Origin of the sequence: Salinarchaeum laminariae, from assembly GCF_023204835.1 — an archaeon.
GTDB lineage: Archaea > Halobacteriota > Halobacteria > Halobacteriales > Salinarchaeaceae > Salinarchaeum > Salinarchaeum laminariae.
In genome coordinates this window covers 865774-886051 of the sequence record NZ_CP096270.1, presented here as the reverse complement: position 1 = coordinate 886051, position 20278 = coordinate 865774, and the positions used below count along the sequence as shown (strand labels likewise).

19 protein-coding genes are annotated in these 20278 nt (G+C 67.6%); 7 read left to right on the top strand and 12 right to left on the bottom strand.

What is annotated here, in order from left to right; all coding sequences use genetic code 11:
* The first annotated feature begins 11 nt into the window (after positions 1–11).
* A complete protein-coding gene (gene ftsY, locus MXF70_RS04140; protein ID WP_248517711.1) occupies positions 12–1238 on the top strand; it encodes a signal recognition particle-docking protein FtsY in 1227 nt (408 codons plus the stop codon).
* A gap of 507 nt (positions 1239–1745) precedes the next feature.
* On the opposite strand, the gene argF is transcribed toward ftsY, so the two are convergent.
* From argF to MXF70_RS04085, 11 genes are all read right to left on the bottom strand, one after another.
* The gene (argF, locus tag MXF70_RS04135; RefSeq protein WP_248517709.1) at positions 1746–2672 is read right to left on the bottom strand and encodes an ornithine carbamoyltransferase; all 927 of its coding nucleotides are present in this window, start codon (positions 2670–2672) and stop codon (positions 1746–1748) included.
* A gap of 94 nt (positions 2673–2766) precedes the next feature.
* Complete coding sequence (locus MXF70_RS04130) at positions 2767–3909, bottom strand: [LysW]-lysine hydrolase (protein ID WP_248517707.1); 1143 nt, start codon at positions 3907–3909, stop codon at positions 2767–2769.
* Position 3910: 1 nt separating this feature from the next.
* The gene (locus tag MXF70_RS04125) at positions 3911–5059 is read right to left on the bottom strand and encodes an aspartate aminotransferase family protein (protein WP_248517705.1); all 1149 of its coding nucleotides are present in this window, start codon (positions 5057–5059) and stop codon (positions 3911–3913) included.
* Positions 5059–5943: an acetylglutamate/acetylaminoadipate kinase gene (locus tag MXF70_RS04120; RefSeq protein WP_248517703.1), complete on the bottom strand. Its 885-nt coding sequence runs from the start codon at positions 5941–5943 to the stop codon at positions 5059–5061. Before MXF70_RS04120 ends, MXF70_RS04125 begins: the two co-directional genes overlap by 1 nt.
* A gap of 39 nt (positions 5944–5982) precedes the next feature.
* The gene (gene argC, locus MXF70_RS04115; RefSeq protein WP_248517702.1) at positions 5983–7035 is read right to left on the bottom strand and encodes an N-acetyl-gamma-glutamyl-phosphate reductase; all 1053 of its coding nucleotides are present in this window, start codon (positions 7033–7035) and stop codon (positions 5983–5985) included.
* A 10-nt stretch (positions 7036–7045) separates the two neighbouring features.
* Complete coding sequence (lysX, locus tag MXF70_RS04110) at positions 7046–7930, bottom strand: lysine biosynthesis protein LysX (protein WP_248517700.1); 885 nt, start codon at positions 7928–7930, stop codon at positions 7046–7048.
* 55 nt (positions 7931–7985) lie between these two features.
* The gene (gene lysW / locus MXF70_RS04105; protein WP_248517699.1) at positions 7986–8150 is read right to left on the bottom strand and encodes a lysine biosynthesis protein LysW; all 165 of its coding nucleotides are present in this window, start codon (positions 8148–8150) and stop codon (positions 7986–7988) included.
* Positions 8151–8404: 254 nt separating this feature from the next.
* Positions 8405–9979 carry an argininosuccinate lyase gene (gene argH, locus MXF70_RS04100; protein ID WP_248517697.1) on the bottom strand — a complete coding sequence of 525 codons (1575 nt, stop codon included), beginning with the start codon at positions 9977–9979 and terminating at the stop codon, positions 8405–8407.
* A 4-nt stretch (positions 9980–9983) separates the two neighbouring features.
* Positions 9984–11234, bottom strand: a complete 1251-nt coding sequence (locus MXF70_RS04095; RefSeq protein WP_248517695.1) for an argininosuccinate synthase — start codon at positions 11232–11234, stop codon at positions 9984–9986.
* Between the two features lie 425 nt (positions 11235–11659).
* Entirely contained in the window at positions 11660–12514 is an 855-nt protein-coding gene (locus MXF70_RS04090; protein ID WP_248517693.1) for a hypothetical protein, read from the bottom strand.
* A gap of 145 nt (positions 12515–12659) precedes the next feature.
* Positions 12660–14105 (bottom strand): DUF7345 domain-containing protein, encoded by a 1446-nt coding sequence (locus MXF70_RS04085; RefSeq protein ID WP_248517691.1) that lies wholly within the window; start codon positions 14103–14105, stop codon positions 12660–12662.
* Positions 14106–14240: 135 nt separating this feature from the next.
* On the opposite strand from MXF70_RS04085, the gene MXF70_RS04080 reads away from it, so the two are divergent.
* The 6 genes from MXF70_RS04080 (at position 14241) to MXF70_RS04055 (ending at position 19393) form a co-directional block, all read left to right on the top strand.
* Positions 14241–14426, top strand: coding sequence for a DUF7554 family protein (locus tag MXF70_RS04080; RefSeq protein WP_248517689.1), 186 nt, complete (start codon positions 14241–14243; stop codon positions 14424–14426).
* Positions 14427–14522: 96 nt separating this feature from the next.
* Positions 14523–15023, top strand: coding sequence for a 2'-5' RNA ligase family protein (locus tag MXF70_RS04075; RefSeq protein WP_248517687.1), 501 nt, complete (start codon positions 14523–14525; stop codon positions 15021–15023).
* A gap of 710 nt (positions 15024–15733) precedes the next feature.
* A complete protein-coding gene (locus MXF70_RS04070; protein WP_248517685.1) occupies positions 15734–16231 on the top strand; it encodes a cation:proton antiporter regulatory subunit in 498 nt (165 codons plus the stop codon).
* 100 nt (positions 16232–16331) lie between these two features.
* Complete coding sequence (locus MXF70_RS04065) at positions 16332–17543, top strand: cation:proton antiporter (RefSeq protein ID WP_248517683.1); 1212 nt, start codon at positions 16332–16334, stop codon at positions 17541–17543.
* Between the two features lie 168 nt (positions 17544–17711).
* On the top strand, positions 17712–18371 hold the full coding sequence (locus MXF70_RS04060) for an ArsR/SmtB family transcription factor (RefSeq protein WP_248517681.1): 660 nt from the start codon (positions 17712–17714) through the stop codon (positions 18369–18371).
* A gap of 41 nt (positions 18372–18412) precedes the next feature.
* The gene (locus MXF70_RS04055; protein WP_248517679.1) at positions 18413–19393 is read left to right on the top strand and encodes a hypothetical protein; all 981 of its coding nucleotides are present in this window, start codon (positions 18413–18415) and stop codon (positions 19391–19393) included.
* A 126-nt stretch (positions 19394–19519) separates the two neighbouring features.
* On the opposite strand, the gene MXF70_RS04050 is transcribed toward MXF70_RS04055, so the two are convergent.
* Positions 19520–20161: a DUF8127 domain-containing protein gene (locus tag MXF70_RS04050; protein WP_248517677.1), complete on the bottom strand. Its 642-nt coding sequence runs from the start codon at positions 20159–20161 to the stop codon at positions 19520–19522.
* Positions 20162–20278: the final 117 nt, after the last annotated feature.

Genomic DNA, 20278 nt, shown 5'->3' with positions numbered 1-20278 from the left:
AGCTTTAGACGATGTTCGACGGGCTGAAAGAGACGCTCGGCAGCTTCCGTGACGACGCCGAAGCCGCGGCTGAAGAGAACGTCGAAGAGGAGGACGTCGAGGACGACGCGGCAGACGAGCAGGACGCGGGAAACGAGCAGGCTGCCGACGGCGAGCAGCCTGCAGAGGATGAGGCAGCCGAGCAGGCCGTTGCGGACCCGGAAGCGAGCGGCGCTGACGTGGAGAACGGCGCCGATGCCCAGACCGACGCAACGCCGGACGCCGAGACTACCCACGGCGGCGAGTCTGCCGACGCGGCCGACGACGGTGACGGGGGAGACGACCCCGCCGACGATACCGACGACGACCCCGACACCGGGTTCGTTCGCAAAGCGAAGTCGCTGACTCGCGGCAAGTTCGTCATCGAGGAGGACGACCTCGAGGGGCCACTGCAGGATCTCGAGATGTCGTTGCTCGCCAGCGACGTCGAGATGGACGTCGCGAACGCGCTGCTGGACAACATCCGTGAGGAGCTGATCGGCGAGACGCGAACCGTCACGACGAGCACCGGCGCCGTCGTCGAAGAGGCACTCCAGAGCGCCCTCATGGACGTCATCAGCGTCGGGCAGTTCGACTTCGAGGAACGCCTGCAGACCGCCGACAAACCCGTCACGATCATTTTCACGGGCGTCAACGGCGTGGGCAAGACCACCTCGATCGCGAAGCTCTCTGAGTATCTCGCCGATCGCGGCCTCACGAGCGTCATGGCCAACGGCGACACGTTCCGGGCCGGCGCGAACCAGCAGATTCGCGAGCACGCCGACGTGCTCGACCGGAAGCTCATCGCCCACGAGCAGGGCGGTGACCCCGCGGCCGTGATCTACGACGCCGTGGAGTACGCCGACGCCAACGACGTCGACGTCGTGCTGGGCGACACCGCAGGCCGACTCCACACCTCCGACGGCCTGATGGACCAGCTCGCGAAGATCGAGCGCGTCGTCGACCCCGACATGACCATCTTCGTCGACGAGGCGGTCGCCGGCCAGGACGCCGTCAACCGCGCGCGTGAGTTCGACGACGCCGCGGCGATCGACGGCACGATCCTGACCAAGGCCGACGCCGATTCGGGTGGCGGCGCGGCGATCTCGATCGCCCACGTCACCGGGAAGCCGATCCTCTTCCTCGGCACCGGGCAGGGGTACGACGACATCGAGCGGTTCGATCCCGAGTGGGTCGCCGAGGAGCTGCTCGGGGAGTAGTTGCGGATCTTCTTGATTGGGTGACGGCGGCCGGGTAACGGCTGCGACACACGAAAGCCCCCGATCGCTCGAGGGCTGCGGCTCGCTGTGCGCTTCGCTCAGTCGCTATACTCCTTCGCTCCAGTGCTTGCTTCGCCTCGCACCGTCGAGCGACCGGCCCCTTTCGAAGCCCACCCAAACTGCCCACGTCCTCCCCAACCGATTCCGTTGCTCGCTACGCTGCGCTACTCATCCCTCGCACGGTGTCGCGCGACTGGCTGCTCGCCGGCAAGCGGCTCGCAGCCAGCGGCAGCGCGCGCCGAGGGCCCAACCGGGGTTTCGCGACACCGAACAAACGTCATCGGGTGGGACAGGAAGGGGCCGACCGCTCGTCGCAGGTACCGAAGTAAGCACTGGACCGACTGAGCTGTGCGAAGGAGGGAAGCGCGCAACGAGGTAGCTGCGTCGAGCGGGAGGGGGCTTCCAAGGCAGAATCTGTACCGGAGGTAACCGAGGAAGCGCCAGAAATCAGGCGTATTCACACAACCACACGAGCAGGCCTTTCTGGGCGTGGAGCCGGTTCTCGGCCTGATCCCAGACGATCGCGTGGTCGGATTCGAGCACGTCGTCGGTGATCTCCTCGCCGCGATGGGCGGGGAGACAGTGCATGACGGCGACGTCGTCGGCTGCGTCGGCGAGCAGATCGTCGTTGACCTGGTAGCCATCGAAGGCGGCGAGCTTCTCCTCGCGCTCGTCCTCCTGGCCCATGCTGACCCAGACGTCGGTGTAGACGACGTCGGCGCCGTCGACGGCCGCTGCGGGGTCGTCGGAGACGGTCGGGGCGGGGCCGAGTTCGCCGGCCCGTTCGATGACGTCGGCGTCGATCTCGTAGCCCTCCGGCGTCGCAATGGTGAGATCGATGCCGGCGAGCGCCGCGCCGATCACGAACGACTGCGCGACGTTGTTGCCGTCGCCGACCCAGGCCACGGTGGCCTCGGACAGGCCGCCCGTGTGCTCTTGAATCGTCAGCAGATCCGCGAGCGTCTGGCATGGATGGGCGTCGTCGGTCAGCCCGTTGACGACGGGGACGTCGGCGTAGGCTGCGATCTCCTCGAGCGCCTCGTGGTCGAACAGCCGGGCCATCAGTACGTCGACGTAGCGGCTGAGCGCTCGCGAGGTGTCTTTCAGGGGCTCGCCACGGCCGAGCTGGAGGTCGGAGTCGCTGAGGAACACGGCGTGGCCGCCGAGCTGGGTCATGCCGGTCTCGAAGGAGACCCGCGTCCGGGTGGAGGGCTTCTCGAACACCATGCCCAGCGTCTGGTTGTCCAGGTCGTCGTGGAGGACGCCCGCCTGCTGTTCGGCCTTGTACTCCGCCGCCAGCCCGAGCACCTCGTCGAGCTCGGCGGCGCTCAGATCGTCGACGTCGAGGAAGTGGCGTGGGTTAGTTTCGGTCATTGGGTATCACCCTCGGGTAGATCGGTCGTGGTGCCCGCGAGGGCCGTTGCACGTGCGCCCGCGAGATCCACACTGTCGAACGCGAGACACGTAGTCATTGCGCATCTGCCTCCGCGCCGGCCGCGTCAGCAGCCTCCGCGAGATCCCCCGCGGCGTCGGTCAGGACCGCGATCGCGCGGTGGTAGGCCGCGAGCGGCAGGCGCTCGTCCGGCGCGTGGTCGAGATCGGAGTCGCCCGGCCCGTAGGTCGCCATCGGACAGTCCCACTCGCGGGCGAAGACGTTCATGTCGCTGGTGCCGGTCTTGCGGAGCAGGCGCGGATCGCCATCCGAACGGCGGATCGCACCGCGCAGCGCACGCCCGACGGGCGTCCGCGGGCTCTCCATCACTGGCGGGATCGGCGTGCCCCAGTTGACGGTCCCGAGCTCCAGCTCGCCGTCGGCCAGCTCGCGCAGCGACCCGGCGTCGAGCGAGGGGGGAATCCGTAGCTGGACGTCCATCGTCGCCTCGACGGAGAGCCCATCGGAGCTGGTGCCACCGTCGATCTGGACGGGTTTGGCAGTGACCTGTTCGAAGACGGGATCGAACTCGTCGCCGCCGACCTCGCTCACGGCCTCGCGAACCGCCGACCACCACGAGATCGCGTGCTCGATGGCGTTGGGCTCGGGACGCGAGGTGTGGCCGGACTCGCTCGTCGCGACGTAGGTGCCGGCGATCAGCCCGCGGTAGCCCAGCGTGATGCCGTCCCACCCGGAGGGCTCGCCGTTGATGACGGCGCCGGGCGCCTCGCGATCGTCGACGAGGAAGTGGGCGCCGGCGGAGTCGGTCTCCTCCTGCATCACGCCGACGAAGGAGACGCCGGTTTCGATGGCCGCGACGGCCATCGACGCGAGCGGGCCGGTGGCGTCGACGCTGCCGCGGCCCCAGAGGACGCGCGAATCGCCGTCCTCGCGGTCACGGTCCTGGAGCACGCCGTCCGAATCGTCGTCCTCGACGCGCACCGGGATCTCGCCGGGCACGGTGTCGACGTGACTCGTCAGGAGCACCGAATCGTCGGCGGGCGCGCGGACGTTGCCGACCTCGTCGCGGAACGCCTCGCGGTCGTGGGCCGCGAAGAAGTCGAGCAGGCGCTCGGCGGCGGCGGCCTCCTCGCCGGAGGGCGAGGGCGTCTCGACGAGGTCGATCAGGAGCGACTCGGCGGCGTCGCCGTCGACCTCGTGGACGGTGCTGGCGGTCATCTCAGCTTCCTCCCGTCACGTCGGCGATCGCCGCGACGACCTCGTCGGCGTGGGACTCCTCGATCGTCAGCGGCGGGAGCAGCCGGAGGACGGAGCGACCCGCCGGCAGCGCCAGAATCCCGTGGTTCAGCGCGAGCTGCTTCAGCAGGCGGTTCGACCCGCGCTTGACCTCGATGCCGATCATCAGCCCCTGGCCGCGGACCCCGCGGGCGTCGATGGCACCTGAGTCGATCGCGGCCTCGATCTCCTCGCGGAGGTAGCCACCGACCTCGGCGGCGTTCTGCGGGAGGTTCTCCTCGACGATCACGTCGAGTGTGGCTTCCGCGGCGGCGCTGACGGTGGGGCCACCCGAGAACGTCGAGCCGTGGTCGCCGTGCTCCTCGGCGAGCCAGTCGGCGACGAGCGTCGCGCCCATCGGCAGCCCGCTGGCGATCCCCTTCGCGGTCGTGAGCGCGTCCGGAACGACGTCGGCCTGCTCGCAGGCCCAGAGGGATCCCGTGCGGCCCAGCCCGGTCTGGATCTCGTCCATCACCAGCGCCGCGCCGGTGTCGTCTGCGACGTCGCGGGCGGCCTGTAGATACTCGGCCGTAGCGGGGTGGACGCCGCCCTCGCCCTGGACGGGTTCGAGGATGATCGCGGCGGTGTCGTCGTCGACCGCCTCGGCCAGCTGGTCCGCGTCGCCGTAGTCGACGTGGTCGACGCCGTCGATCAGCGGCTCGTAGGGCGCCTTGTACTTGCCCTTCCAGGTCGTCGCGAGCGCGCCCATCGTGCGGCCGTGGAACGCCTGCTTCGTCGCCACGATCTTCGAATCGCCGGTCGCCGCGCGGGCGAACTTCAGTGCGGCTTCGTTGGCCTCGGTGCCGGAGTTACAGAGCCAGACGTTCTCCAGATCGCCCGGCGCGATCGCGGCGAGGCGGTCGTAGAGCGCGTCGCGAGCGTCGACGGGGTAGGATCCCTGGACGTAGAGCAACTGTTTGGCCTGCTCGACGACGGCGTCGATCACGTCCGGATGACAGTGGCCCGTCGGTGTACAGGCGTAGCTCGCGCCGAAGTCCAGATACTCGGTCCCGTTGTCGTCGTAGAGGTAGGGCCCCTCGCCGCGCTCGATGCGAATCGGTTTCTCCGAGAAGACGAATCCTGCGTTCCCCATTATTCGGACACCTCCGTTGCTTCGGTATTGGAATCGTCTGCGGCTGCATCGTCGTCCGTCAGCGCGCTCGCCAGAATGTGCGTCCCGCCGCCATCGACTGCGGTCAGAACCGGCTCGTCGACGTTCGCGTCGGCGACGACCACGCGCTCGGCGCCGCCCTCGATCGCCTCGGTTGCGGCCATGACCTTCTTCGTCATGAACCCCTCCGCTGCCGTCTCGATGTTCTCGAACTCGGCAGGCGTCTCGGCGGTCGCGATGAGCGTCGACTCATCGTCGGGATCGGCAAGCACGCCGGGCACGTCCGTCAGAACGACCAATTTCGCGTCGAGTGCGCCGGCAATCGCCGCGGCGGCGCGGTCGGCGTCCGCGTTGACCGGCAACCAATCGTTGTCGTCCTTTCCGGCCATCGGAACGGTCGCGACGGGTGTGTACCCCCCGTCGAGTAGCGTCTCCAGCAAGTCCGCGTTGACCTGCTTGATCGTCCCCGAGTGGTCGCCGCGCTTGATCTTCTTCTTGCCGTCCTCCTGCACGCGGACGGCGGACTTGCGCGGCCCGGCGAGGAGTTTGCCATCGACCCCCGACAGGCCGACCGCGTCGACGCCCTGGTTCTGGAGCCCGGCGACGAGATCGGTGTTGAGCTTCCCGGGCAGCACCATCTCGAAGACCTCCATGGTGCGCTCGTCGGTGAACCGCCCGACGACGCCGCCGGGCGTTTCGACGTAGGTAGGTTCCTCACCGAGCTGTTCGAGCGTCTCGTCGACGGCGGTGGAGCCGCCGTGAACGACGACCACCTCCTCGCCATCGTCGACCAGTTCCGCGACGTCGGCGAGCGCGCCCGCGGGGTCGACCGCGCGGGCGCCGCCGATCTTGAGTACGACAGTCATTGTGTGAAACCTCCGTGTACAGCGGTATGAAAACGGCGATCAGGGCGCGCCGACGGGATGGAGCCCCGTGGACGCCAGCCCGGCGGTCTCCTCGAGGCCCAACGCGACGTTCGCGGCGTGGACCGCCTGGCCCGCCGAGCCCTTCATCATGTTGTCGATGGCCGAGAAGACGACGAGGCGTTTGTTCGACGCGTCCACCTCGAAGCCGATCTCCGCGAAATTCGAGCCAGCGACGGTCTTTGGCTCGGGGTAGCGGTACACCCCACCACCGCCGGAGGCCATGCGGACGAACGGCTCCTCCTCGTAGGCACCGCGGTAGGCGCCCCAGAGGTCGCCCGTGGAGACGGGTTCGCCAGGGAAGACGTGACACGTCGCGGAGGCGCCGCGGATCATGTCCACCGCGTGGACGGTGAAGGAGACGTCGAGCCCGAGGTAGGCCTCGATCTCGGCCTCGTGGCGGTGGCCCGTCGGCGCGTAGGGGCGCACGACGCCCGAGCGCTCGGGGTGCGAGGATGCCTCGCCGCCGCCGGCGCCACCCTCCGAGGAGCCGACCTTGACGTCGATCACGATCTGCTCGTCGCCGGCGAGGATGCCCTCGTCGACGAGTGGCTTTAGCCCGAGAATCGACGCGGTAGCGTTGCAGCCACCGCTGGCGATGAGATCGGCGCCGGGCAGCTCATCGCGCGTGAGTTCGGGGAGCGCGTAGACGGCGTCGTCGAGGTATTCTGGAGAGACGTGGCCGTCGTACCACTCGTCGTAGGCCGCCTCGCTCGGCAGGCGGAAATCCGCCGAGAGGTCGACGACCGTGTCGGCTGCGTCCTGGAACGCGTCGATGCGCTCCATCGAGACGCCGTGGGGCGTCGCCGCGAACAGGACGTCGACCGACGCCAGCTCCTCGGGATCGGTAAAGCGCAGATCGAGGTGGCGCAGGTTCGGGTGTTTGTAGCCGACGGACTTGCCGGCCGTCGAGCGGCTCGTGGCCTCCGCGATCTGGAACTCTGGATGTTGATCGAGCAGGCGAAGCAGTTCGCCGCCGGTGAAGCCGGTGCCGCCGACGACGGATGCAGTCAGGGTATCGGATGTGTCGCTCATTGAAATCGCCTCAGGCAGTCGCCTCGACGTCCTCGGCGACCGTCGCTTCGAGCCAGTCGATCACGCGGGCGGGGACGTCGACCTCGGTGGCGTCGTCGAGCGCCTTGAACTCGACAGTGTGGTTGACCTCGTGGACGGTGTAGTCCTCCACGTTGCCGTCCTCGTCCATCGTCTCCATCAGGTCGACGCCGAGCAGCCCGCCGCCGACGGCCTCGCTGGCCGTCGCGACGAGTTCGCGGGCGCGGTCGTCGAGTTCGAACTCCTCGACGTCTGCGCCTTTCGCCGCGTTGGTGAGCCAGTGGTCGGAGGAACGCACCATCGCGCCGATGGGCTCGCCGTCGACGGCCAGCACGCGAATGTCGCGGCCGGGTTTGTCGACGAACTCCTGGACGTAGAACACCTTGTGCTCGTAGTGGCCGAGCGTCGCCTTGTGCTCGAGGATGGCTTCGGCGGCCGAACGGGAGTCGATTTTCGCCATCAGGCGACCCCAGGAGCCGATCACGGGTTTGAGCACGCAGGGGTAGCCGAACTGCTCGATCGCTTCGAGCGCGGAGTCCTTCGTGAACGCGACCTTGGTTCGGGGGGTCGGGACGTCCGCGCCCTGCAGTGCGAGGGAGTTCTTGACCTTGTCCGCGCAGACGTCGGCGGTGTGGGCGCCGTTGATCACGGGGACGCCGTAGGCCTCGCAGAACTGCGTCACGTAGAGCGAGCGGCTCGTCGAGAGGCAACGATCGAGGACGACGTCGAGCTCCTGCATCGCTTCGGGCGCGCCGTGGACGTCGAAGACCTCCTTGCGGACGTCGATCTTGACGACGTCGTGGCCGCGCTCGCGCAGCTCACCGAGCAGCAGCTTCTCGTCCTTGCGAATCCGGGAGTAGAGGATCCCGACGTTCACGCGAGCCACCCCGAACTGTACGTGTGAGCGGCGCGGTCACCGACCGTCTGCACCCCTACTCACCCCAGTCTTCTTCGAGCTCGGGGGCCGTCTCGAGCTCGGCCGGGTCGACGCCGACGACTTCGAGTTCGGCGCCGCAGGTGGTGCAGTCGACGATCTCTCCGACTTCGAGGTTCTCGTGCAGGGACACCTCTGCCCCGCATTCGACGCATTCGGTCATCGTACCCCCACGTCGTGGGCGCGATACCTTAAACCCATCGAACTTACCAGAAAATAAACAGTAGCCAGACTGCCAGCTAATCGCGCGAAGGGAGTCGAACAGCCGCGAATTCGTGAGTCCAGTGTCAGCTGGATGTGTCGTTCGTCCCCCGCCGGGGACGGCGTCGCCGGCATCGCGCCGGCGGCCCGGTCGGGCGCCGCGGTTGCGGTCCGCCGATCGTGGGATTCCGGTGAGCCGATGCGGCCCCATGCCGCTCAGACATACTCGCTCACCTCGGAGTCGAGGCGCTCGGCTGCGCCCTCGAGACTCTTGCGCGTCGCGACGGTCGCGACGAGGTCGTCCTCGAGATCGGCCTTCGCGCTGGCGATCGCCTCCTCGACTGCGTCGGGTGCGGGGCCGCCAGCGGAGTCGCGGCTCGCCACGCTCTCGACGGGATCGAGTGCGGACCGGAGCGCGGACTCGTCGACGGCGTCGGTGATCGACTCGCCGAGCACCGCGAACGCGGCGTCGTCGAGGACCTCGATCGCGGCGTCGGGATCGGCTGCGCCACCGGATGGATCGTCGCCTTCCAGCCCCGCAACGTCCTCTGCCGCCACCGCGACGACCTCGTGAGCCGTGCGGAAGGGGACGCCGGACTGGGCCAGCAGGTCCGCGACGCCGGTCGCCGTCGAGAACCCCTCGCCAGCGGCCGCGGCGCACGCCTCGGCGTTCCAGTCCGCCGTTGCGACCGCGCCGCCAGCGACGTCGACGGCGCTCGCGACGTCGTCGATTACGGACCAGACGTGCGGGCCCGCACGCTGGAGATCGCGGTTGTACGACCGCGGAAGCCCCGAGAGCGTCGTCGCGAGGGCCTGGTGCGCGCCGGCGGCGTCGCCCGCCACGGCACGGACCAGCTCCAGCGAGTCGGGGTTCTTTTTCTGGGGCATGATCGAGCTGGTCGAGGCGTAGTCGTCGTCGAGATCGACGAACCCGCGATTGCTGTAGACGACGAGGTCCTCGGCCATCCCCGAGAGAGTCGTCGAGAGCGCCGACAGCGCGCCGGCAGTCTCGAGCAGGAAATCCCGCGTCGAGACGGCGTCCATCGCGTTCTCGACGACGCCGTCGAACCCGAGCAGTGCGGCGGTCTGGCGGCGATCCACGTCGAAGGTGGTGCCGGCGAAGGCTGCCGCGCCCAGCGGCGACTCGTTGATCCGCGTGAACGCGTCGAGCAGGCGGCTGACGTCGCGGGCCAGCGCGGCCTCGTAGCTGGCCAGCCAGAACCCGACCGTGATCGGCTGAGCGGGCTGGAGGTGTGTGTAGCCCGGAAGCAGCGTCTCCGAGTGCGCCTCCGCGGCCTCCAGCAGCGCTTCGCGGGTCTCCGCGACGGCTTCGAGCACGTCCAGCACGTCCTCGCGCAGACGGTAACGGATGCACGTCGCCACCTCGTCGTTGCGCGAGCGGGCGGTGTGCATCCGGCCACCCTCGGGACCGACGCGCTCGATGACGGCCGTCTCGATGGCCTCGTGAACGTCCTCGCCGTCGGAGAGGACGGCGTCGTACCCCTGCTCGTCGACCGCAGCTTCGATATCTTCGAGCGCGGCGAGAATCTCCCCAGCGGTGTCCTCTGCGACGATCTCCTGTTCGGCGAGCATCAGCACGTGGGCGCGATCGACGGCGAGATCCGCGTCGAAGATGCGACGGTCGGCAGCAAGCGAGGACATGAACTCGCGGGCTGGCCCGCCGGCGAAGCGGTCACGGCGGACGACGCCCTCGTCCTCGTTGGCGGCATCACTCGCGCTGTCCCCGGCGGCCGTCCCGGCGTCGTCCGGCGTGGCGTCGTCCTCGCTCATCGGATTACTCCTCGTCTTCGGCGTTCTCGGACTCCCCACCGTCCGTGATGGCGGGCGAGCTGTCCTCGAGACCGGCCTTCACGGAGTTGGCGAGGCGCTCCTGCAGGCCGTGGTACTTCGCGACGCCCGTTGCGTCCTCTTGGGCGATGCCTGCGACGTCCTCGGTGTTGAACGACGCCATCTCCTCGGAGTAGACCGCGTACTCGCTGTCGCGAGCGACCGCACGGCAGGAGCCGCCCTGCACCTTGACGGTCGCGGTGCCGGTGACGACGTCCTGGGTCTCCGCGACGAAGGCGTCGAGCGCGTCGACCAGCGGCGCGAAGACGAGCCCCTCGTAGGCCTTCTCCGCCCACTCCTGCTCGATTCCCTTCTTGAAGGAGCGCTCCTCCTTCGTGAGGACGAGATCCTCGAGCGCCTGGTGTGCGGTGAGCAGCACGGTCGCTGCGGGGTGCTCGTAGTTCTCGCGGACTTTGAGGCCGAGCATGCGGTCCTCCATGACGTCCGTGCGGCCGACGCCGTACTGGCCGGCGTACTGATTGAGATGCTCGATCAGCGCGACGGGCTCCATGGCCTCGCCGTCGACGGCGACGGGAACACCCTGCTCGAACTCGATCTCGATGAGTTCGGGGTCGTCCGCACCCTCCGCGGGTTCCTCCGTCCACTGGTAGATGTCCTCCGGCGGGACGTAGTTGGGATGCTCCAGTTCGCCACCCTCGATCGCGCGCGACCAGAGGTTCTGGTCGATCGACCAGATGCCGCCGTCGCCCGCCTCGACGGGGAGGTCGCGCTCGTCGGCGAACTCGATCTCCCACTCGCGGGTGAGGCCCAGCTCGCGGACGGGCGCGATGACTTCCAGATCGGAGCCGCGCCAGACGGCCTCGAAGCGGAGCTGGTCGTTGCCCTTGCCCGTACAGCCGTGGGCGATGCCCTCACAGTCCTCCTGTTCGGCGACCTCCAGGATCGCCTCGGCGATGACCGGGCGTGCGAGCGCGGTGCCGAGCGGGTAGCCCTGGTAGGTGGCGTTCGCGGCGACGGCGTCGAGACAGAGGTCGGCGAACTCCTCCTTGGCGTCGACGACGTGGAGATCCAGCCCCAGCGCATCGGCGGTCTCTTCGGCCTCTTCGAACTCCGATTCGGGCTGACCGACGTCGACGGTGACGCCGATCACTTCGTCGTAGCCGTACTCCTCCTCGAGCAGCGGGACGCAGACCGTGGTGTCGAGTCCGCCGGAGAATGCGAGTGCAACGCGTGACATTTCTGTACGTCACCAAATCGGGTTCGGGGGGATAAATTTGTCCATATTAATCATGCAAGAAACGGAGGGAGATGCGACTGATCGCCCGAAGGAAGTGGGTAGTGCAGACAAAGGACTGCCGTGGAGGTGAGGTGAGTAGGTGGGCCTAGGGGGCCCGTCGCGGTCGTCGCCGGAGAAGGGAAACGGCACCGCCGCTCGCGGAACACTGAGCGGGTGTGGTGGTGCACGCCATCGTGTGCGAACGTAGACGAGGAGGGCTACTAAACGCTTTCGAGACGCAGACGGCCCGAACTGCCCGTTCGCGGGCGTTGGGCGTCGAAAGCGCCAGTAGAATCACGGTCGTCTCACCGCCGGTACCGGTGTGCTCGATGCCGGTGTTGCTCACTCACCGGTACCAGACCGCTCGCCGATCGAGGCCGAACCGGTCACTCCTCGGTCGAACTCCCCGAATCGTCGGTGTCGGCGTCGGAATCACCGCTGGTGCCGTCCGAACCGTCTCCATCGCCGGCCGAGTCGTTGCTAACGCCATCGGTTCCGTTCCCAGCGTCGCCGACTCCGTTCTCGCCGCCGCTGTTCTCACCGACGCCAGGGCCGTTTCCGCCGCCCTCCCCGCCGGGCGGACCGTCACCGCCGAAGCCGGGGATGGTCCCCGGCGCCTTGCCGGGCGGGCCGAACCCGTTTCCGACGCCGGGGCCGGCGATCGACTGCGCCAGCTCCCGGACCTGCTGTCCGCCGAGTTCGCTCGCCCGGCTTCGCAGCGTCTCGATCGCCGTCGTATCGACGCCGTTCTCGGCGAGCACGTCCGCGGGAAGACCCCGGGTCGCGGTCTGGCTCGCGTTGAGCTGCCGGGCGAGGCTGGCGCGCTCGACCTCGATAATCGCGGCCTGTGCCGCGTAGGCGCCGTGGGAGAGCGAGCCATTTTCGTACTGCTCGGCGAGCGTGGCGTTCTGCGCCTCGAGCTCGTCGAGGCGAGTCTCGATCGCGTCGAGCCGCTCGGCGACCACGCCGGCGGTCGAACCGTTAGTCTCCGCGGCGGCCAGCTGCACGCCGAAGGAGCGCTCCGACACCTCGGTATCGAGCGCAGCGCCTTCCGCACCGAGTGCGCCGGCGATCTGTTCGCCGGGAGCGAGAGATGCGTTGCCGGCATCCTGGGTGGATCCGGAGGCGTCCATCGGACCGGCGAACTCGGACGCGCCGGCAAAGCCCGGAGCGGCCGCAGCTGCGATCGGGGCGAGCAACAGCCCCACCGCGAGCAGCGAAACCGCAACGGTTCGTCTCATCGTACACCTACCTCCGAGCGCCGTCCCCATATAGCGGGCACACGCTCGCGCCGGATCAAGGACCGTTTAGCCGAATTAAATACCGTTTTTCGCCGTCGCCGTCGGGCGATTCGCCGGCGAAATCGTTCGAACGGCGTCGCCACCGTCATAGATCCATCTCCCCCGGCAGCGCCAGCACGTTCTCCCGACCGATGCGGAACACCTCGATCTGGTCGTCCTCGCGCATCGAGGTGACGACCTGGCTCGTCTTCGCGTCGGTCCACTCCAGTGACGAGACGACCTGCTGTTGTTTCATCCGACCGCCCTCGGCCTCGAGCAAGCGCAGGACCTGCTCCTCGTTGGAGAGCAGCTCCGCGGGCAGTTCCTCCGTCGCACTCCCGCCGGTGGCGACATCCTCCGTGGAGCCCGCGGCGTCGTCTGCTGAACCGTCGCCGGGAGCGGTATCGTCCCCCGCTGAATCGGCCGGAGCGCCGTCGGAAGTGGAATCATCCGTAGCGCCATCGGAAGGGGAACCGGCCGCGGTGCCGTCGGGCGGGGAGGTGGAGTCGGGGGCGGGGTCGTTGGTCCCGCTCTCGCCGGCGTCGGCACCAGCTCCCGCAGAGCGGTCTGTCCTGCTGGCCGCTGGCGATCCAGCAGCTGTCCCGTCGCTCGCCGTGGCACCCTCGCCAGCGCCGTCGGACGGCGACCCGGCTGCACCGCCGCCCAGCACAGCAGGTCGCCGGAGTCGGCCGCTGTGGACCAGCCACGCCAGCACGAACAGGAGTGCGAGCACGGCGACGATCACACCAACGAGTGGGAGAATCGAGTCGTCCGCTGGCGGCGCGCTCGTCACGACGACCCGGGGCTCACCGGCGATGAAGTCGGTCTCGTCACCCCGCCAGACGGCCGCGGTGTCGGTGCGGTCGTCGGGGGCCGGCTCGATCGACGTGGCGCGATACGCCGCCGGCCACGCGATCGTGAGGCGGGTGTTGGTCTCCAGTAGGAAGGCATCGATGGCGGCACCCGCCCGGAGGCGGTCGCCGTCGACGGCCGCGAAATTCGTCCACGTGAACTCGTAGGCGAGGACGCCGTAGCTGCTCGGGACGCCCTCTGTTCGCGTCGAAACAGTGACGTTCTCCATCGCCATCTCGCGGCCGGTCGCGGCGCTGGCCGAGTCGACGGAGCCGGACATCCGGTCACGGAAGCCCGACGTGTAGTTGGCGGGGTCGTTCTCGACGTCGGCCTCGAGTTCGGCGAACGCCTCCTCGTCGGCGTCGTCTTCGAGACGCGTCCAGAACTCGACGGTCCAGCGGCCGTCGCTGGTAGGCTGGAGGCCGATCCGGATCCGCGTTCGATCGGTGTCGACGGCCTGTGCGAGCGAGGTCGCGTCACTCGTAGGCGTCGGGGTCATCGTGGTGGTCGCGCCGGTTGCGGTACTGGTGGAGGCGGCTGTCGTCCCGGTGGCCGCGGTGCTCGCGCCAACGTTGCCCGATCCAGACGAGGCGCCGGCGACGGCTGCCCCGCCAGCGATCGAGCCGACGAGGCAGAGTGCGACGAGGAGCGCCACTGCCACGTGGCCCAGGTCAATACCGTCGCCGGGATCGATCTGCATCAGTACGGTCTGCGGTTCCGAGACGCAAAACCGCTGTGGCACGCATCGGGCTCGTCCCGGCGGGGGGTAGGATCCGGATACCGACCTGTAGACACCGACACAAGACATTTATTGGGTGGCCGAAGACCGCCGAGTATGTTCGGACAACGGGGGGACATCGACGTCGAAACCCTGCTCAAGATCGTGCTCGTGTTGTTGCTCGTCGTCCTGATCCTCGAGGTGGTCGGCGCGTTCGTCAACGCGATCGTCGGCGTCGGCTCCGGCATCATTACACTGATTCTGGTGATCCTGATCATCCTCTACCTCCTCGGCGAGATCTAAGAGCGGCGCGACGGCGTCGCCCTCGGCCGAAGCTGTCCAACCGGAGGGGCCCGTTCGACCGACACCACTATTCGCCCGGCACGCTCACCCGCTGGTGTGTACAGCCTCAACGCCGCCGTTCCCGGACGCGTTCGCCGGATCGCCGGCGACCTGTACCCCCAGCTTGCCGGCTTCGCGGACGTGCGCGAAGATCACTCGATCTGCGTCAAGCGCCTCGGCGACGACGAGCCCTACAAGACGCTCGCCAACCGGGCTCGCACCGCGCTCGCCGACGCACCGGCGTTCGAGGTCGCAGTGACGGGAATCGACTACTTCGCCGAGCCCACGAGCGGCACCGCTCCCGTCGTCTATCTGACCGTCGAGAGCCCCGGGCTCGAACAGGTCCACGAGACGCTCGTTGCAGAGTTTGGCGCGCTGCCCGGGCTCGAAGGCGAGGCGTTCACCCCGCACGTGACCCTCGCCCGCGACGGGGACGTCGCCGACGCCGAACGGATCGCCGAGCGGAAAATCGACCCCGTGACCTGGACCGTCTCGGAGCTGGATTTCACCGACGCGCTTCACGACAACGCGATCGGGAAGATTCCACTCGGCGAGTGACCGGCGGCGAGTCGGGCCGGGAGAGCAGATGGAGGGTCGGTGCTACGATACTCGACTACTAAGGAACTCATTCGCTAACGGCGGAGTGAACGGGACAACAGACAACTTGGAAGCCCCCTCCCGCTCGCCGAACCTACCTCGCTGCGGTCCTCACCTCGTTCGCTTCGCTCACTCGGTTGCGGTCCTTGTACCGACAGACTCGCCACGCTCGTCTGTCGAGGTTCGCCTCGCTGTGCTCGGCTCACCGTCGGTACGATCGGCGAGCGGTCGGCCCCTTCCAATCCCACCCCGTGGATTTCGAGATGAGCTACGCTCCGGTGGATCGCCCAGCGGAGCGGACGCATTCGGGCGATTCCCTGTTGCTGAGCGCGCCCGGAATCCCGCCGCTCATCGCTCTCCGAGGCCGGTTTCGGGTGGGGCTGAGCGAGATCGAAGATCTCGCGAGGCACGGAAGAGCTCCGCTCTTCCGGCACTCCGGAAGGGGCCGACGAGCGGGAGGGGGCTGTCGTGGGCGTGGCCCGCGACGTCGGGAGACCTCCGGTCTCCCGGAATCCGAAGCTGTCTGCTGTTCAGCCAACTCCCACGCGCTAATCTGCAATACTCAGTAGTCGAGTCGAACGCACATTCGAAGGCGATCCACAGTAACCCCGAACACCAGCAACACGGCCAGAGGGCCCAGGGTTATGGTCTCGGAGGCGAAAGCGGACGCCATGGACGTCATCGAGAGCGACCTCCCCGGCGTGGGGAAGAAACACGAGGTGGAGCTGGGCGACGGCACCAGCCTCGTGATCGTGACCCACAACACTGGCCAGCGGGAGCTCTACCTGAAACCCGACGACGATTCGGACTCCGAGAAGCTCGTCGAGCTCTCCGATCGGCTGGCGCGCATGGTCGGAACGATCCTGGAGGGCGCGTACTTCCAGCCGGTCCAGTCCGAACACGTCGAGACGATGCTCACGGAGGGCACGCTGCTGGAGTGGTACGCCGTCGAGGCGAGCTCGCCGCTGGTGGGGGAGACCCTCGAGAGCGCGCACGTCGGCCGGAAAACTGGGGTCACCGTCGTCGCGATCCAGCGCGACGAGGACGTGATTTCGGCGCCGGACTCCCAGACCGAGATCGAGGCCGAGGACACGCTGGTCGTCATCGGAGACCGCGAAAGCTGCGACGCCTTCGAGACGATGCTGACAGGGGACGAAGTGGAGGAGTAGATGACGGGGAACGGGGAGCCGAGCCGCGACCAGCGGGGGCTCGTCGAAATCGGAGTCACGTCGACCCGCAGACCGCCGAGCAGCGCAGAGGGATCGGCCAGTGGCTGACCTGCTCGCGATCGGCGCGTTGTTCGCAGCGATCGCACTCGCTAGCCTGCTGGCTGCCCGCATCGGCACGTCGGTGATCCCGCTGTACATCGTCGCCGGAATGGCGATCTCGCCGGCGGTCGCGGGAGAACTGGTCGTCGGTGGCTACGACGTCCCAGCGATCCACAGCGGGGAGTTCGTCGAGATCGGGGCGGAGCTGGGGATCGTCTTCCTCCTCTTCTTCCTCGGATTGGAGTTCAACCTGGATCGGCTCGTCGAGAGCAGGAGTCGGATCTTCACCGCGGGAACGATCGATCTCGCGGTGAACTTCGGGGCTGGCCTCGTGCTTGGCTACCTGCTCTTTGGCACGCCGCTGGCCGCATTCCTGCTGGCAGGGATCGTCTACATCTCCTCCTCGGCTATCATCACCAAATCCCTGATCGACCGGGGATGGATCGCGAACGACGAGGCGGCGCCGATGCTCGGAACGCTCGTTTACGAGGATCTCGCGATCGCGGTCTACCTCGCGATTGCCGTCGCGCTCGTCTCCGGCGGCACCGGCGTCGCCGGGCTGGCACAGTCCGTCGGCCTCGCACTCGGGTTCATCCTACTCCTGCTCCTCGTCGTCCAGTTCGGTGGCGAGGCCTTCGAGCGCCTCCTGCAGGGCTCCTCGAACGAGTTTCTCGTACTGCGGGTCGTGGGCGTCACCGTGCTGATCGCCGGGATCGCGCTCGCGATCGGCGTCAGCGAGGCGGTCGCGGCCTTCTTCGTCGGAATGGCGTTCTCTTCGACCTCCCACGTCGAGCGTCTGGAGCGGCTCCTCGAGCCGGTGCGGGACGTGTTCGCGGCCGTGTTCTTCGTCTGGATCGGGCTGGAAACCGACCCGGTGCTGGTTGCGGGCGTCGCAGCCCTCGTCGGGATCGCAGTCCTTGTCACGACGCCGACGAAGCTGTTCTCGGGCTACCTCGGCGGCCGAGCGTACGACCTCGGGCCACGCCGTTCGACCCGCGTCGGGCTGGGGATGGTCACCCGCGGCGAGTTCTCGCTGATCATCGCGGCGGTAGCGCTGGAGGGCGCAGGCGGGACGCTCTCGGCGGCGGTCGCCGGCGACATCTACTCGTTCACGGTCGGCTACGTGCTCGCTATGAGCATATTAGGCACGCTGTTGATGCAGTACTCCGAACCGTTCGAGCGAGTCGCCGTCGAGCGGTTCGGCACGGAGTAACGCGGCGAGGCTGCCACGGGCGTTCCGGAGCGGTCGTGGCTGGCGGCCGGCGATCGACGCCGGAAAACTCGAATGGACCGAACGGACCGACGATCGCCGGCAGGCGAAGACTCAAACGGGCCTTTGAGCGTTCAACGACACTAACGCAGTTCGTCCCCAACTGTGGGTATGGCCTCGTTGCTGCCACTCAAGCCGACCGCCTCGCGGGACGATCGCGAGATCGAGCCCCGGCTCGTCGGCGTCGACGATCCGGAGGCCGAGACGGTGCTCTCGGCCATCTCCTCGACGACCGCTCGCCAGATTCTCGATCTCGTCTACGAGAACCCACGGCCCGCCTCCGAACTCGCCGACGAACTCGACAGCTCGCTCCAGAACGTCAGCTACCACCTCGAACGGCTCGAAGACGCCGGCATCCTCGAGGTCGTCGAGGTGTGGTACTCCGAGCGCGGGCGTGAGATGGACGTCTACGCACCGGGCAACAGCGCCCTCGTGCTCTACGCCGGTGCCGAGGAGGCGAAACCGTCGCTCAGCGACGCCCTGCACCGTGCGCTGGGCGGTGTCGGCCTCGTCGGCCTCACGAGCGCACTCGTTCATACGCACGCGACGGCCAGCACTGACACCGGCTCGGACGTGGGCATCATGGGTAAACAGACGTCCCAGCCCGACCCGACGTACTGGGAGACCGTCGTGAACTTTGCGACCGGGCCGGGGGGCGCCGTGCTCGCACTCGGGCTCTGTACGATCGCGCTGGCGTTCGCGATCTGGTACTGGCGGTCGTACCGGCCGGCCACCCGTCGTACCGGGCGGGTCGGTCAAACAGAGATTTGACATTGGGATAGCCCGATAGGGTCCCCATCCGTAGGGACAGTATGGAACGACGCACGTTCATGACGACAGTCGGCATCGCAGGCGTGACGGCGGCCGCAGGCTGTCTGTCCAGCGCCGACAGCAGCGACGACTCCGCGAACGATTCGGAGAACGATCCCGCCACCGGAGAGAGCACGGATCCCGGCGCGGGCTCCGAGTCGGCCGAGGCCCAGATCGCAAGCGGCGAGACCGACCACGAGACCGTTGGCTCCGGCGCGCTCGAAGGCGATGGGCTCCGGGACCCCCACACCGTCGCGCTCGCCAACCGATCCGACGACGCGATCGAAGCGTCGTTCGCGGTCCGAACCGACGACGGCGTCGCGTTCGAGCGGACCGTCGAACTCGAGAGCGAGGCGTCGATCGCCGTCACCCTGACCGAGATCGCACGCTACGAGATCGAGGCGTCGGTGCCCGGAGAGGGCACGGCGACGACCGAGACGATCCCGCTCGACATGTTCGACTGCAACGGTAGCCAGACGACGATCGCGTTCCGACCCGACGGCACGCTCGAGTCGAGCACGGTCTCGACGATGATGGCGTGTTTCGGTGTCGTCACCGAGCGCATTCCCGCCACCGAGACGTTCGAGCACACGATCGACGGTGCGATCGGCTCGGGCAAATCCGGCACCGGAGATGACCAGCCGAGCGAGGAGCAGCACTCGCTGGGCGTCGTGAACCCGACGGACGAGACCTGGACCGTCCGTGCGGTGCTATCCGGGGCCGAGGGCGCCGTCTTCGACGGCGTGTTCACCCTCGAAGCGGATACTGCGGCGACCCTCCCGATCGCCGAGCCCGGCAACTACGACCTCGAAGCGTCCGTGCTGGAGACCGACGCCTCCGAAGTGGAGTCCGTCGACAGCGACTCCTTCGATTGCAACGTCTCCTCGACGAACGCAACCGTCGGCGCCGACGGCCAGCTCGAGATCCGAACGATCTCGACGATGATCGCGTGTGACGTCGACAGTGACGACGGATCGAACTGAACGCGGACGGACCGGATACGATGGTCGTGACGAACGCTGGCTGCATGCCCGTCGATTGCTCCGAAACCCTCGGCGATGACGCTCTTCGGATTCGGACTCCGAAGTAGACGGAATAACCGGCGGCGGTCACTCGTTCTGCTGTTCTGATCGGTACTGACGTACGAGCGCTCCCACACCGACGAGGACCCCGATAGCACCGAGCACTCCGTATCCGACGTCGGAAATCCAGTCGGTCCACCGCACTCTATCCGCTCGATTACAGAACCCGCCGCCGCTCGAACCACAGGTCGTGACGCCGTCCCCATAGTGCTTGCCTGCCGTGTGGAGTATCGTATAGTAGTCTCCGTCGTCTTTGAGGAGTCGGTTCGTGCGAACGGAACGGGTAGTGGCGATCTTCCCTTCGTCCAGTACCTCCCGCTCCGTCTCCGTCAACCGGTCATTGTCGTCCGCTATCCGTTCGAACGCTTCGGATGGCTCCGTCCGCTCGAACTCCAAATCGGATCCGGGGGGCCGACTGAACTGATAAAACTCGCCGTCCAGATATGCGAAACCGAACTCGCCCGGATAGCTGCTCGTGGCATTGATGATTCCCTCGTACTCTCTGTAGGCGAGTTCGCATTCCCTTGTGAAAGCTGGCAAACAGATAACCGACTCGTCGACGTTTCTCATCGCAACACTGCTCCCCCGCTCTTCCTCCCCAGTGTCAGAGTTCGTCAGAACGAGCTCGTCGTCATCGTGGGTCACCTCGTACGCGGTGTACTGGTTCACCTCGTCCTCCGGGCCAGCGATGGTGCCACCGGTCCACAGCAGCGCGATTCCAAGAACGATCAACAAAAGGGGGACCAACCATGGGCGTTGGATACGCATTTGCTCGTCAAAACGGCC

Bases quoted from the DNA above. Each gene is read 5' to 3' on its own strand.
- argH (WP_248517697.1), bottom strand. From the start codon at position 9,979: ATGAGCGAGGACGACGCCACGCCGGACGACGCCGGGACGGCCGCCGGG.
- ftsY (WP_248517711.1), top strand. From the start codon at position 12: ATGTTCGACGGGCTGAAAGAGACGCTCGGCAGCTTCCGTGACGACGCC.
- MXF70_RS04095 (WP_248517695.1), bottom strand. From the start codon at position 11,234: ATGTCACGCGTTGCACTCGCATTCTCCGGCGGACTCGACACCACGGTC.
- lysW (WP_248517699.1), bottom strand. From the start codon at position 8,150: ATGACCGAATGCGTCGAATGCGGGGCAGAGGTGTCCCTGCACGAGAAC.
- MXF70_RS04070 (WP_248517685.1), top strand. From the start codon at position 15,734: ATGGACGTCATCGAGAGCGACCTCCCCGGCGTGGGGAAGAAACACGAG.
- MXF70_RS04055 (WP_248517679.1), top strand. From the start codon at position 18,413: ATGGAACGACGCACGTTCATGACGACAGTCGGCATCGCAGGCGTGACG.
- MXF70_RS04125 (WP_248517705.1), bottom strand. From the start codon at position 5,059: ATGGGGAACGCAGGATTCGTCTTCTCGGAGAAACCGATTCGCATCGAG.
- MXF70_RS04085 (WP_248517691.1), bottom strand. From the start codon at position 14,105: ATGCAGATCGATCCCGGCGACGGTATTGACCTGGGCCACGTGGCAGTG.
- argC (WP_248517702.1), bottom strand. From the start codon at position 7,035: ATGAGCGACACATCCGATACCCTGACTGCATCCGTCGTCGGCGGCACC.
- MXF70_RS04060 (WP_248517681.1), top strand. From the start codon at position 17,712: ATGGCCTCGTTGCTGCCACTCAAGCCGACCGCCTCGCGGGACGATCGC.
- MXF70_RS04080 (WP_248517689.1), top strand. From the start codon at position 14,241: ATGTTCGGACAACGGGGGGACATCGACGTCGAAACCCTGCTCAAGATC.
- MXF70_RS04090 (WP_248517693.1), bottom strand. From the start codon at position 12,514: ATGAGACGAACCGTTGCGGTTTCGCTGCTCGCGGTGGGGCTGTTGCTC.
- MXF70_RS04130 (WP_248517707.1), bottom strand. From the start codon at position 3,909: ATGACCGCCAGCACCGTCCACGAGGTCGACGGCGACGCCGCCGAGTCG.
- MXF70_RS04120 (WP_248517703.1), bottom strand. From the start codon at position 5,943: ATGACTGTCGTACTCAAGATCGGCGGCGCCCGCGCGGTCGACCCCGCG.
- argF (WP_248517709.1), bottom strand. From the start codon at position 2,672: ATGACCGAAACTAACCCACGCCACTTCCTCGACGTCGACGATCTGAGC.